9 protein-coding genes and 1 rRNA gene are annotated in these 14,786 nt (G+C 33.0%); 7 read left to right on the forward strand and 3 right to left on the reverse strand.

Annotated features, from left to right (window positions below; genetic code table 11):
* Positions 1-86: 86 nt before the first annotated feature.
* The 3 genes from KQI18_RS05300 to KQI18_RS05310 are packed head-to-tail and all read left to right on the forward strand — an operon-like array spanning position 87 to position 3,008.
* The gene (locus KQI18_RS05300; RefSeq protein WP_216466628.1) at positions 87-1,145 is read left to right on the forward strand and encodes an ABC transporter substrate-binding protein; all 1,059 of its coding nucleotides are present in this window, start codon (positions 87-89) and stop codon (positions 1,143-1,145) included.
* Between the two features lie 22 nt (positions 1,146-1,167).
* Positions 1,168-2,253: a FecCD family ABC transporter permease gene (locus tag KQI18_RS05305; protein WP_216466629.1), complete on the forward strand. Its 1,086-nt coding sequence runs from the start codon at positions 1,168-1,170 to the stop codon at positions 2,251-2,253.
* Positions 2,250-3,008 (forward strand): ABC transporter ATP-binding protein, encoded by a 759-nt coding sequence (locus KQI18_RS05310; RefSeq protein WP_330654359.1) that lies wholly within the window; start codon positions 2,250-2,252, stop codon positions 3,006-3,008. Before KQI18_RS05305 ends, KQI18_RS05310 begins: the two co-directional genes overlap by 4 nt.
* Before the next feature lie 81 nt (positions 3,009-3,089).
* On the opposite strand, the gene uvrA is transcribed toward KQI18_RS05310, so the two are convergent.
* Complete coding sequence (gene uvrA, locus KQI18_RS05315; protein WP_216466630.1) at positions 3,090-5,915, reverse strand: excinuclease ABC subunit UvrA; 2,826 nt, start codon at positions 5,913-5,915, stop codon at positions 3,090-3,092.
* Positions 5,916-7,886, reverse strand: coding sequence for an excinuclease ABC subunit UvrB (uvrB, locus tag KQI18_RS05320; protein ID WP_236887649.1), 1,971 nt, complete (start codon positions 7,884-7,886; stop codon positions 5,916-5,918).
* A gap of 603 nt (positions 7,887-8,489) precedes the next feature.
* Between uvrB and KQI18_RS05325 the strand changes: the two genes are divergently transcribed.
* The 4 genes from KQI18_RS05325 to KQI18_RS05340 all read left to right on the forward strand — a co-directional run bounded on the left by KQI18_RS05325 (position 8,490) and on the right by KQI18_RS05340 (position 13,842).
* Positions 8,490-10,565, forward strand: a complete 2,076-nt coding sequence (locus tag KQI18_RS05325; RefSeq protein WP_216466631.1) for a sigma-54 interaction domain-containing protein — start codon at positions 8,490-8,492, stop codon at positions 10,563-10,565.
* Positions 10,566-10,794: 229 nt separating this feature from the next.
* A complete protein-coding gene (locus KQI18_RS05330) occupies positions 10,795-11,970 on the forward strand; it encodes a MalY/PatB family protein (protein ID WP_216466632.1) in 1,176 nt (391 codons plus the stop codon).
* Between the two features lie 43 nt (positions 11,971-12,013).
* The gene (gene nhaC, locus KQI18_RS05335; RefSeq protein WP_216466633.1) at positions 12,014-13,462 is read left to right on the forward strand and encodes a Na+/H+ antiporter NhaC; all 1,449 of its coding nucleotides are present in this window, start codon (positions 12,014-12,016) and stop codon (positions 13,460-13,462) included.
* A 119-nt stretch (positions 13,463-13,581) separates the two neighbouring features.
* Complete coding sequence (locus tag KQI18_RS05340) at positions 13,582-13,842, forward strand: hypothetical protein (protein WP_216466634.1); 261 nt, start codon at positions 13,582-13,584, stop codon at positions 13,840-13,842.
* 852 nt (positions 13,843-14,694) lie between these two features.
* Here the strand turns inward: KQI18_RS05340 and rrf are convergent.
* Positions 14,695-14,786, reverse strand: a 5S ribosomal RNA gene (rrf, locus tag KQI18_RS05345); the annotation flags it as partial.

Consider the following 14,786-nt stretch of genomic DNA (forward strand, 5'->3'; position numbering starts at 1 on the left):
GTTTTTAAGATGCCTGCTTTTATAGCAGGCTTTTTCACAACTGAGGCTTCTTCTGTTAATAGTATTATATATTAAGAGGAGAAAATATGAAAAAACAAAATTTATTCACAAGAATTATATCTGTATTGTTAACTACAATACTACTACTAGGCTCTACTGCTTGTAGTCCTAAAGATTCACAAAAGGAGAACAAAGAAGTAAATAGCTCTACATCAAAAATTGAAACAAATTCAAAACCTGAAAAAACAAAATATCCACTTAAAATTACAACTTATGGGTCAAATGGTGAAGAACTAAAAACAGTATATAAAAAATCTCCAGAAAAGGCATTAGCAGTTTATCAAGGTTCAATTGAAACTTTACTTGCCCTTGGATTAGAGGATAAGATTGTAGCTGCTGCTGGACTAGACAACGAAGTGCCCAGTGATTTAAAATCAGCATTTGATAAAGTCAACTATCTTACGGAGTTTACACCTTCTAAAGAATCTGTAACAATGTTAAGTTCAGACTTCATACTTAGTTGGGGGTCTTACTTTAGCGATAAAACATTAGGAGATGCTGCTGGTTGGGTGGATAATGGTACAAATATTTATATTAATTCTAATACTCGTATAAAAGAGGGTGAACCTAGAACTCTTGAAAATGAGTTTTCTGATATTATAAATTTAGGTAAAATTTTCGATGTTCAAGAAAAAGCATATAAAATAGTGGAAAATATGAAATCAGAAATTAAAAATGTTACTGAAAAAACATCCAAAATAGACAAAAAACCTACTGCCTTAATTCTTGAATTCCAAGGTAATACTATCGTAAACTATGGAGCCTCAAGTCTTGGTGGAGATATGGTTAAAACACTTGGAGGACAACTTGTTAAAGAAGACGGGTCTGACCTTGGCAAAGAAGATATAATAAATTTAAATCCTGATGTTATATTCGTAGTTTATATGCCTTATTCTGGAGATGATCCACAAGCAGTAAAAAATGAAAACATAAATAAAATAATAGCAGATAAAAGTTTAGCCAGCCTATCAGCAGTAAAAAATAATAGAGTAAAACCGATTATGTTAGGCGATATGTATGCTAGTGGTATCCGTACAAAAAATGGGATCATTAACTTTGCAGATGGTTTATATCCTAATCTGTAATAGGATTTATTGAAGGAAAAATATGAAAACCCTTATTAAAAGAAACCTCGACAATAAATTTAATGGTGGCCATTTTTACTGGACAGCCTTTATAGCATTGATATTTGTCTTGCTATTTTCTATACTAGCATCTATTACTTTTGGTAATGCCGGAATATCTATGAGAGATGTTTACAGTGTAATATTTTATGAATTATTCCACATAGATACTTTTTCAAAGTTCTCAAATGGACCTATACATGATGTAGTATGGCTTCTTAGATTACCTAGAGTACTACTTGCAATATGCATAGGAATGGGATTATCTGTATGTGGAGTTGTAATGCAGGCAGTTGTTAAAAATGCACTCGCTGATCCATATATACTTGGTGTTTCATCCGGAGCATCTCTAGGAGCTACAACAGCTATAATGCTTGGTTTTGGAACTATATTTGGCAGTAATTCTATAGGTATAATGGCATTTTTAGGAGCTCTTATTGCTACATTTGCGGTTATGGCATTATCAAATATAGGGGGGCGTTCTAGTTCATCAAAATTAGTTCTCTCTGGTATGGCTATTGGAGCTGTTTGCACTGCATTTTCTAATTGTGTTTTATACATTACTAATAATAAAACTGCCGCCATTGAAGTAGCCTATTGGACAATGGGAAGTTTAGCTGGTGCTAACTGGAACAAAGTATTATTATTGCTACCGATGTTCATACTCGGTGCTGTCTTCTTCTCTACACAGTTTAGAAATCTCAATCTCATGCTTATGGGAGATGAAGTATCTATAACTTTGGGAACTGATTTATATAGATATAGGATAATTTATATGATTATCTCATCTGTGATAATTGGTTTTTCAGTTTATGCTGCTGGTATGATCGGTTTTGTTGGACTTGTAATTCCACATATAATACGAATGATCTTCGGTACAGACCATAGAAAAGTAATACCTCTTAGCGCCGTAACAGGATCAATATTTATGATCTGGTCTGATGTGCTTTGCCGTGTTTTAATACCAAATTCAGAAATACCTATAGGTATACTGGTTTCTATGATTGGAGCACCATGCTTTATATATCTAATGGTCAAAAAGTCCTATGGATTTGGGGGTAATAAATGATGAGTATTGACGTAAAGAATATTGAAATATCCTATGGAGTAGAAAAAATTCTTAAAAATGTAAGCTTAAATTGTGATTCTCAAGAATTTATAGGTATAATAGGTCCCAATGGTAGTGGTAAATCTACTTTACTTAAGTGCATTTATCGAATTTTAAAACCTTCACATGGATGCGTGTATATTGATGGAGTTGCTCTGGATTCTATCAGTATTAGGGACTCTGCAAAAAAAATTGCTGTAGTTTCGCAACACAATGACTATAGTTTTGAATTTACAGTTAGAGATATTGTTCTAATGGGTAGATCACCACATAAACGAACTATGGAGCGTGATAATCTTAATGACTATAGAATTGTTGAAGAAGCATTGGATGTAGTAAATATGAAAAGTTATGCAAATAGGAATTTCTCTACATTATCTGGCGGTGAACGTCAAAGAGTGATTCTAGCTAGAGCATTCGCACAAAATACCCCCTATTTAATTCTTGATGAACCTACTAATCATCTAGATATATCCCATCAGCTACAAATGCTTAGAACTATTAAAGGACTGAATAAAATTGTTATTTCTGCAATACACGACTTAAATATAGCAGCTATGTTCTGTGATAGAATCTACGCATTATCAGATGGTAAAATAGTTGGAGAAGGAAAACCGGAAGAGATTTTAACATCAAATTTTATTTCTAAAATTTATAATGTGGAATCTGAAATTATAAAAGATTCAAAAGGTCAGATGCATATTCTGTACACATAAATTAACAATAAAAATTTTTATAAGAACAGGGAGTCATAAAATGAGATTTTATCACATTTAGACTCCCTGTTTATATGAGTTTTATTCAAAATATTTTTTTAGGAATTGTCCAGTATATGAAGATTCTACTTTAGATACTTCTTTTGGAGTACCTGTCGCAACTATAGTACCTCCCTTATCTCCACCTTCTGGCCCTAGATCGATTATATAGTCACAGGCTTTAATAACATCTAAGTTGTGTTCTATAACTATAACAGAGTTTCCAGTATCAGCTAATCTCTGCAATACCTGGATTAACTTGTCAACGTCAGCTATATGAAGTCCTGTCGTTGGTTCGTCTAAAATGTATAAGGTCTTTCCTGTTGGTCTCTTACTCAACTCTGTTGCAAGTTTAATTCTCTGTGCTTCTCCACCTGACAACTGCGTAGAGGGTTGACCCAACTTAATGTATGAAAGTCCGACATCTATAAGTGTTTCAAGTTTTCTTCTTATATTTGGGATATTTTCAAAGAATTCGACGGCTTCCTCAACGTTCATATTTAGCACATCTGATATTGTTTTATCTTTATACTTAACTTGCAATGTCTCTCTGTTGTACCTATCCCCTTTACAAACTTCACAAGGTACGTATACATCTGGAAGGAAGTGCATCTCTATTTTAATAATCCCATCGCCTTTACAAGCTTCACATCTTCCACCTTTAACATTGAAACTAAATCTTCCTTTTTTATATCCCCTAGCCTTAGCTTCATTTGTAGAGGCAAATAGATCTCTTATCTGATCAAATACACCTGTATATGTTGCCGGGTTTGAACGAGGCGTTCTCCCTATAGGGCTTTGATCAATATTTATTACTTTATCTATATTTTCTATTCCCCTTATCTCTTTGTGTTTGCCTGGTCTCTTTCTAACTCTATTTACTTCACTAGAAACACTTTTATAAAGTATGTCATTTATAAGTGTACTTTTTCCAGATCCGGAAACACCAGTTATACTAACAAATTCTCCAAGAGGTATTTTTACATCAATATTTTTTAAGTTGTTCTCTGAAGCCTTGATAATTTCTAAGAAATTTCCATTTCCTATTCTTGTATCTTCAGGTATTGGAATTACTTTTTTACCACTTAAATACTGTCCTGTTATTGAGCTTTCATTAGCCAAAATATCGTCTAAAGTACCTTGCGCTACAATCTCTCCACCGTGTATTCCAGCTCCAGGTCCAATATCTACAATATGGTCTGCTTCCTTCATAGTGTCTTCATCGTGCTCAACTACTATAAGTGTGTTGCCTAAGTTTGTTAAATTTCTAAGCGCTGATATAAGTCTATCGTTGTCTCTTTGATGAAGACCAATACTTGGCTCATCCAGAACATATAGTACTCCAACTAACGCTGAACCTATTTGAGTCGCAAGTCTTATACGCTGTGCTTCTCCACCTGATAGTGTTCCAGCTTTCCTCGATAAATTAAGGTAGTCCAGTCCTACATCTCTTAGGAATGTTGCCCTTTCTTTTATCTCTTTTACTATCTCTTTAGCTATAAACTTCTGTTTTTCTGTAAGAATCAATCCATCCATAAAAGCTATTAACTCATTTACAGAAAGATCTGTTACATCCATTATATTTTTTCCATTAATAAGTACTGCAAGAACCTCTTTCTTAAGTCTTTTCCCCTTACATTTTGGGCAAGCTCTCTCTGCCATGTACTCTTCTATTTTTTCTCTTGCGTATTCTGAGTTGGTTTCGTTGTATCTTCTCTCAAGATTTACTACTACTCCTTCAAAGTACGATTTGTACTGTCTAACTCCACCGAATTTGGATTCGTAAGTAAATTCTACCTTTACATTACCTTTTCCGTAAAGAAGTTCCTCTATAAAGTCTTCTGGAAGGTCTTTAAAAGGTGTAGTTAATGATACTCCAAAATGTTCTGCAAGGCTCTTAATCATCTTGCTGTAGTATGTGTCATCGTTAACTCCAGTAGAACCCCATGCTGCAATTGCTCCTTGTTTTATAGATAAGTCCTTGTTTGGAACAACTAAATCAGGGTCAACCTCTCTACTCTCACCTATCCCCTTACAAACATCACATGATCCAAAAGGAGCGTTGAATGAAAACACTCTAGGTGATAGTTCTTCAATTGCTATTCCGTGTTCGGGACAAGCAAATTTAGTTGAAAACAGTATTTCTTGTCCATCAATAATCTGCGCTATAACAAGCCCATCTGCAAGTTTTACTGCAGTTTCTACAGAGTCGGCTAGCCTTGATTCTATTCCGTCTTTTACTACTATTCTATCTACAACAACTTCTATACTGTGTTTCTGATTCTTGTTTAATTCTATATCATCTGTTACTTCGTAATTTTCTCCATCAACTCTAACTCTTACGTAACCGTCTTTTTTAATATTCTCTAGAACTTTTTTATGAGTACCTTTTTGTCCTCTAACGACAGGAGATAGTATTTGTAGCTTTGTTCTATCTGGTAGTTCTAATATTTTGTCCACTATCTCTTGAATAGTCATCTGACTAATCTTTTCTCCACAAGTAGGACAGTAAACATCGCCAACCCTAGCGAATAGCAGCCTTAGATAATCATATATCTCGGTAACTGTTCCAACTGTAGAACGTGGATTTTTTGAAGTAGTCTTTTGATCTATAGATATTGAAGGAGAAAGTCCTCCTATATACTCGACACTAGGTTTTTCCATCTGCCCTAAAAATTGTCTAGCATATGAAGATAAACTCTCTACATAACGTCTTTGCCCTTCTGCATAAATTGTATCAAATGCTAAAGAAGATTTTCCAGAGCCTGATAAACCAGTAAATACAATAAATTTATCTCTTGGTAGCTCTATATCCACATTCTTTAGATTGTGTTCTCTAGCTCCTTTTATAACTATTTTATCGTCCATTTATTTTTGTATCCTCTCTTCCAACTCTTTTATCTTATCCCTCAATTGTGCCGCTCTCTCAAATTGTAGATCTTTAGCAGCTTCAAGCATCTCTGCTTTTAACTTCTCTAAATTTTCTCTGATTTCATCTATATCGTCTGTATCTTTTATTCCATAGACAACCTCATCTTCTGCAACTGCAGTCGCCTCAATGCTGTCTCTAATATTTTTTACTATTGTTGTCGGTGTAATATTGTGCTCTTCGTTATACGCATTTTGTATTTCTCTTCTTCTCTGTGTTTCGTCTAATGCATTTTTCATAGAATTTGTTATCTTATCTGCGTACATTATAACTCGTCCATTCTCATTTCTTGCCGCACGACCTATCGTTTGTATCAACGAAGTCTCAGAACGCAGGAATCCCTCTTTATCAGCATCTAAAATCGCTATTAAAGATACTTCTGGTATATCAAGTCCTTCTCTAAGTAAGTTAATACCAACAAGTACATCGAACTTGCCTAGTCTCAGATCTCTAATTATTTCAGTTCTCTCTAAAGTAACTATATCTGAATGCAGGTACTTAACCTTAACACCAACTTCTTTTAGATAATTCGTAAGGTCCTCACTCATTTTCTTTGTTAGAGTGGTAATTAAAACTCTCTCAGATTTCTCAATTGTCTTATTAATCTCTCCTAGCAGATCGTCTATTTGATTGTTTATCGGTCTAACTTCAACAATCGGATCAAGTAGGCCTGTAGGTCTTATAATTTGCTCCGCAACAGTCTCTGAATGTTCTATTTCATAAGGTCCAGGTGTAGCACTTACAAATAACATCTGATTTATATTTTCCTCAAACTCTGGGAAGTTTAGAGGTCTATTATCAAGTGCTGATGGAAGTCTAAATCCATTCTCTATAAGAGAAGTTTTTCTTGATCTATCTCCTGCATACATTCCTCTTATCTGTGGAATTGTAACGTGCGACTCATCTACTATTATTAAATAGTCATCAGGAAAGAAATCCATTAGTGTATAAGGTTTCTCTCCTTCAGATCTTCCTGTTATATGCCTTGAATAGTTTTCTATGCCTTGACAAAAACCTATCTCTCTAAGCATCTCTATATCGTAATTTGTTCTCTGCTCTATTCTCTGAGCTTCCAACAACATGTCCTTTTCTTTGAATATCTTTATCGTTTCTTCTAACTCTTGTTCAATTGTCTTTATAGCGTTCTCAATTCTCTCTGGAGTTGTTACATAGTGAGATGCTGGAAAGATAACAACATGGTTTCTTACACCTTCAATTTTTCCTGTTAAATAATCAATTTCTGTAATTCTATCTATTTCATCGCCAAAAAATTCTATTCTAATAGCTTTTTCATCGTTGCTTGCGGGAAAAATTTCAAGTACATCCCCTCTAACTCTAAATGTACCTCTAGTAAAATTGATATCATTTCTCTCATACTGAATCTCTATAAGTCTTTTGATAACCTCGTCTCTGTCTCTCTCCATTCCTGGTCTAAGTGATAGCATCAGTTCTTTGTAATCCTTTGGGTCCCCCAAACCATATATACATGAAACAGATGAAATTATTATTGTATCTCGTCTTTCAAGTATAGAAGCAGTTGCTGAGTGTCTAAGTTTATCTATCTCGTCATTTATACTAGCATCTTTTTCTATATAAGTATCACTGTGAGCTACATAAGCCTCAGGTTGATAGTAGTCGTAGTAACTAACAAAATACTCAACAGCATTTTCCGGAAAGAATTCTTTAAATTCACTGTAAAGTTGTGCTGCAAGAGTCTTGTTATGAGCCATTATCAACGTAGGTTTATTAACTGACTGGATAATATTTGCCATAGTAAATGTTTTACCAGACCCAGTTACTCCTAGCAAGGTTAAAAACTTTTCCCTTTTGTTTATCGACTCAACTAATGAATTAATAGCTTCTGGTTGGTCTCCAGTAGGCTTAAAGTCAGATTTTATCTTGAAATCCATACTAATCACTTCCTTTTTTCGAACATTAGTTCCTTATCTATATCATTATATCACAAATAAAATTATTTTTTAATCAATTTTCGTATTTATTGTAAAGAATTCTTTTCCTTTTTTGGATATGTAATCAATAATATTATTTTATAAATAAAAAGGCCTCTATGGGGGATAGAGGCCTTTATGGGGGAGATTGAGTAATCTATTTTGCTTATATATTACGTTTACATTATATATTATGTCCCAAAAGTTTGGTTCTCAAACATTTATCGAATAAAATTTTTTAAAACAGAGAAATATTTTAATTGGGTCTAGTAATTTTAACCTAATGCAAATATCCCATCAATTCTCAGACTACATTGTTTGACATGTTGGGATATTTAAATTACAATCCAATATTTTAACCTAATTAATGCAACCAAAACTTTTTATATGACTTGATTTTGTCTTTTTGTGAAATACTGATATAATTATTTCTATACATTTTAAATTATCTAAGTTTGCTTTAATATAAAATTTATTAAACTTATTAAATGTTTAAGATTACTTTAAATGGATTATTTATAAATATAGAGCTAATTAAATACGTATTATAAGCGAGGTATATAGATGAGTTTTAAAGAATTGGCTATTATTACACTAAAAAAAGATGCTGGAGAAATATATAAAAATCAAATAACCTACTTTCTAGGAAATTATCTTAAAATTAATCTTTACTCCTTTGAAGAGAATAACTATCATTCAGTAAAAGAAAAATTGATACTTCTGTCTGTTTATATGAAGCACGACGAGATTGCGAGAATATCATCTCCAGAGGCTCAAATCCTTATTCCCAAGCTTACTTTTGAGAAATCTAGCGTTGATACATTGACTGTACTATCTAAAAACGAAGCAGTTTATATGTATAATTTAACACGAGATATGGCTTTAGAAACTATATCGTTAGCTTATAGATTGGGTATAGATCACCTAAATATGCTTCCTTGTTATCCACACATGAACAATCCTCCTGTGGACTCAACGATTTTAACTCCTGGAGAGAAAGTTCTATTTGATACAAATACATGCGATATCATAGATTTAGGATATAGAATTATTGATATTAGTTGCATTGTTGAAATCGCAATTAAAACTAAACTAGAACACATAATCAAAGATGATTTAATCAAAAAGTATATGGATAAGGTAACTCCTACTAGTTACTGTACAGAAACATTACTGTCCAACAGAAATAAATTAGAAAATCAATTTGACTTATTACTATCGACAATAGATGATGGGATTATATGTATTAATCATAGTGGAATAGTTCAATTTTATAGTCATATAGCTAAAAAAATCCTCGGTATTGACGATAATCAAATGATAGGAAAGCACATAAGCAAATATATAAATGATATAGAATTTGATAATATAATAGAAAACAAAACCCAGATTTTTGGAAAACTTATTAAAATTAATAAGATAGATGTAAATATAGAGGTTAAATACGTACAACTTAATATATTCGATGGATTTATAATAAAAATAACTAAGTTTTATCAGGCAGAGAAAAAACAGGCAGCATTACGTGCACAGCTTGCAAATTCAGGCAATATATCTAAATATACATTCGAAGATATAATCGGCTGCTCTAAAGAAATTAATAATACAAAAAAACTTGCATACAAAATGTCACAGTCTAACTCCTCAATATTAATTATTGGAGAAAGCGGAACTGGGAAAGAGTTATTTGCCCAGTCTATTCATAACACATCAAATAAGAGTTATGGGCCTTTTGTAGCTTTTAATTGTAGTACTTTTCAAGAGAGTCTCCTTGAAAGTGAACTATTTGGTTATGATGAAGGAGCTTTCACGGGCGCAAAAAAAGGAGGAAAAATCGGTCTATTCGAGCTGGCAAACAACGGAACTATCTTCTTAGACGAAATAGGTGAAATGGATCTAAACTCTCAAGCTAAACTTTTGCGCGTGATACAAGAAAAGCAGATCAGAAGAATTGGTTCTGATAAAGTAGTAAATATTGATGTAAGAATAATTGCAGCCACAAATAGAGATCTAAATGAGCTCGTCCATCAAAATAAATTTAGAAAAGACCTGTACTTCAGGTTAAATGTTCTCCCTCTTAAGATAAAACCTCTCAGAGAACGCACAGATGATATTTCTCTTATTTTCGACTTCTTTAAAAAGAAATTAAACACTAACTTTAAACTCAACGAAGATGTCAAGAACATATTTACCCATTATTGTTGGGAGGGTAATGTAAGAGAGCTACAGAATTTAGCTGAATACTTTTCATATTTAGATAAAGACGTTATAGAAGTATGCGATTTTCCTGAATATATATTAGATACTATAAAAGCAGGAAACAACAATCAACCGCTGGAGCTAAGCGAACCAATAGATTGTGATAAAAGTTCTAACTTGCCAAGATTCAAAAGACCTTTAAGAGAATACCTCTTTGTTCTTAATCAGCTAAATACTGCCTACAATTTAAGACAGAGAATTGGTAGAAGAACGCTTCATAATCTAGCATCCTCTAACGGGATATTTTTAACAGAACAACAAATAAGGATTATTCTTATAGACTTACAAGAACAAGGATTTGTTGATATACTAACTGGTAGAGGCGGAACTGTAATAACTGAATCTGGAATAGATTATTTAAAAAAATATAAAAGGGTTTAATTGGGTGTATATTTACCCATTAAACCCATTGTTTTAATAAAAATCCCTCTACTATATATATAAATTAAATTATTATTATTATATTTTAATATAAAATCTCATTGAATATTTGTAATTGCAATACTTGTGTCCATTTTTATGTTATTTTTATGTAAAATAAATTTTTATGGCACATTTATTGCTTATTCTTTAAGTATAGAATTTTATATAATCATGGAGGTAAAACATTATGAAATACAATTTTGATACTGTAGTAGACAGAAGCGACAATTTCGCAGCAAAGTGGACAGAAATGGATAAAAAATATGGAACTAACGATCTCCTACCAATGTGGATAGCAGATATGGATTTCAAAGCAGCTCCTTGTATAGTCGAGGCTATAAGAAATAGATTAGATCAGGAGATATACGGATATACAACAAGACCAGATTCTTATAATGAATCAATAGTTTATTGGGTATCTAAAAGATTTGATTGGAACATTAAAAAAGAATGGCTTATATTCAGTCCAGGTGTAATGCCTAGTATAAGCTTAATAATTCAAGAACTAACTGATAAGAATGATAAAATAATGATTCAAGAGCCTGTTTACAGCCCATTTAACAGCATAGTTAAAGCCAATGACAGAGAGCTTGTTATAAGCCCTCTAATAAAAGAAGAAAATGGAAATTATGTAATGAACTACGCTGAAATTGAAGCAAACATTAAAGATGTAAAATTATTTATCCTTTGTAATCCTCATAACCCAGTTGGTAGAGTTTGGACTAAGGAAGAGCTTATAAAACTAGGAGATATATGCATTAGAAACAATGTAAAAGTTATCTCAGACGAAATTCACTGCGATATAATACTAAAAGGACACAAACACACTCCTTTTGGATCAATCTCTGAAGAATTCGCTCAAAATAGTATTACATGTATGGCGCCAACAAAAACTTTTAATATAGCAGGGCTTCAAATGTCTCAAGTCATACTTCCAAACGAGGATGACTTCAACAAATTAGATACAGCATTCACAAGAATCGATATTAAAAGAAATAATGCATTTAGTTTAGTTGCTACTGGAGCAGCTTATAATCACGGCGAAGATTGGTTAGATGAATTTCTTGAATATTTAGAAGGAAATATAGACTTCGCAGTTAAGTATATCCAAGATAACATACCCGCTCTTAAAGTAAACAAGCCTGAAGCAACATATTTATTATGGGTTGACTTTAGCAAGCTAGGTAAAAGCGACGATGAAATAGCAAAGGCCTTAGTAGAGAAAGGGAAAATTGCACTTAACAACGGACCTTCTTTCGGCATAGGTGGAAGTCAGTTCCAAAGGATTAATTTAGCCTGCCCAAGATCTATGGTTGAGGAAGGCTTATCTAGGATAAAAACTGCAGTAGAATCTCTACTATAAAATTAATAATCATACACATTTATAATTGAAAGGAATTAACGTTATGAGTAATAATACAGAAAAAAGAAAACCCACGTTTAGATTTGCCGTATTAGTTATACTTGCTGTAATAGTGTTCGCTACTATAGGCATGGTTGGATACGGAGCTTCTGTTACTACAATGTTCTTATTATCTTGGTTGATTGTCGTACCTGCAGCTATGAAACTGGGATATACTAATAGTGAAATTGAACGAGCTGGTTTTGAAGTCGGTGTCGATGCATTTCAGTCAAACTTTATAATACTATCTGTTGGTGCTCTTATTGCAACATGGACAGCCTCAGGTACAATTCCGACTATAGTATACAGTGGACTTTTAATAATAACTCCTAAGTATTTCTTAGTTGCTACTTTAATAATATGTTCCCTTACATCTCTAGCAACAGGTACATCTTGGGGAACACTAGGAACATCAGGTGTAGCACTTATAAGTATTGGTAATAGTATGGGTGTCCACCCTGGGCTAACAGCTGGAGCAATTATATCTGGCGCATTCTTTGGTGATAAGATGTCTCCTCTATCAGATACAACAAACTTAGCTGCTGCAGTATGTAAGACCGATATAATAACACATATAAAGCACATGATGGGTACAACAGTACCGTCTTACCTAATATGTATCGTTTTATATACAGTAATAGGTTTTAAATATGCAGACAGTACTATAGATTACCAACAGATCAGCGAAGTTGTAACAGTACTAAAAAGTAATTTCCATATTGGATTCATAGCATTAATACCAATAATATTCTTAATGATACTATTAGTATTACAAAAACCACCTATACTCTCAATCCTTGCATCTACTGCAATGGCTGGAGTCGTAGCGGTAATTCAAGAAGGTCAAAAAATACAAGATATATTTGAGTATATGTTAAGTGGATTCAAAATAGAAACAGGATTAGCATATACTGATAAGCTCCTAAACCGCGGTGGTATAATGAGTATGGCAGAAACTGCTCTTTTAGTATTCGTAGTCTTTGTAATAGCCGGAATACTACAGAGAACTGGATTCTTAGAAGTATTACTAGAACCAATGATAAAGAAAATTGGAAACTCAAGAACAAAACTAGTAGGATCAACATTCATAGTAAGTTATCTAGCAAATGCATTTAGTTCTTCAATGATGTTTACATCAGTATTCGTAGGAACAGTAATGTCTCCGATTTTCAGGGAATTTAAATTGAAACCAGAAAATCTATCGCGTATAATAGAAGATACCGCAACATTAGGAGCTCCACTAATACCGTGGAACTCTAACGCAATATTCTGTAGTCAAACATTAGGGGTAGGAATATTTACTTTTATACCATACTGCTTCCTAAATTGGATAAGCCCTGTAATCAACTTCATCTACGGGGTAACTGGATTTACAATGACAACGTACACAGACGAAGAGCTGAGGGAATTAGAAAAACAAGAACTAGAATCTCAAAACTTTGCAAATATATAGTTAAAATAATAGAATAATATATTTATACACTCTAAATACTAAATTAAGTCTATGTATAAAACTATTTTATACATAGACTTTATAATATATACAAAAGCTATAGACTAAGGAGAATAATAATGGAATTTCATTTCTACTATATAATTCAAGATATTGTTGGCGTTATGCTAGCGTTTCTAGGCATAAGGATGTTTTTATTATGTTTAAAAATGATATCTATAAATAAGCTATCCAAAGGTTCTATATTTTTATTAATTAGATACACTTTAATGGTACTGGCTGGCGTAAACCTTCTTTTAAATAAATTTGGACTTAGACCTTGGGTTATAAGTATACTACTAATGATTCTGGCGTTAGCACCTTTCTCCAAAAAGGAATAAATAAAAAATCGAATAGTAATAGAAGAATAAAAAACGTAAAACTCCTGCTCTGTTACAGACTACTAAAATGTCTGTAACTATCAGGAGTTTTACTTTTTCAATACTCTCTCATAACTAACTTTAGCGTAAGGATCCTTTAGGTTTTAGCCCTCAATCAAATGAAGGATTAATGAATATATTTCAAATGAATGAGAAGGCAATGTTAGTGATTGTCTCTAATGCGGTTCGAAAGCCAGTCTACAAGTAAATTTGATATAGGTTTTGACTTTGATCTTCCCAAAAACACAGCTTTAGTGTAAAAAGTCTTTAGGTTTTGGGGTTTAATCTAATGAAGGGTTAATGATTGTATTTAGAATGGATATGAGGGCGACGACAGTGATCGTAGCTGTCTGGCGCGGTTCGATAGCCAGCCTACATGAACTAATCTCTTTATATTAATTGAAGTTTTGATCTTTCCTATATATTGCTTTAGCGTAAGAAGTCTTTAGGTTTTGGGGTTTAATTTAATGAAGGTTAATGATTGCATTTAGAATGGATATGAGGGCGATGTTAGTGATTGTAGCTGTCTGGCGCGGTCTCTTAGCCAGCCTACATGAACTAATCTCTTTATATTAATTAAGGTTTTGAACTTTCCTATATATTAGCTTTAGCGTAAGAAGTCTTTAGGTTTTAGTTCTTAACTTAATGAAAAGTTAATGATTGTATTTCGAATGGATATGAGGGCGATGTTAGTGATTGTAGCTGTCTGGCGCGGTTTCTTAGCCAGCCTACATGAACTAATTTCGTCATCATATACGTTCAAAATTCAATCATTAACCCCTCCATACATAAAAACAAAAACTAAAAAAGATTACGCGGCTACGTCCTACTCTCCCAGGCAGTTTCCCACCAAGTACCATCAGCGCAAGAGAGCTTAACTTCTGTGTTCGGAATGGGAACAGGTG

The organism is Metaclostridioides mangenotii (genome assembly GCF_018917235.1).
Lineage (GTDB): Bacteria > Bacillota > Clostridia > Peptostreptococcales > Peptostreptococcaceae > Metaclostridioides.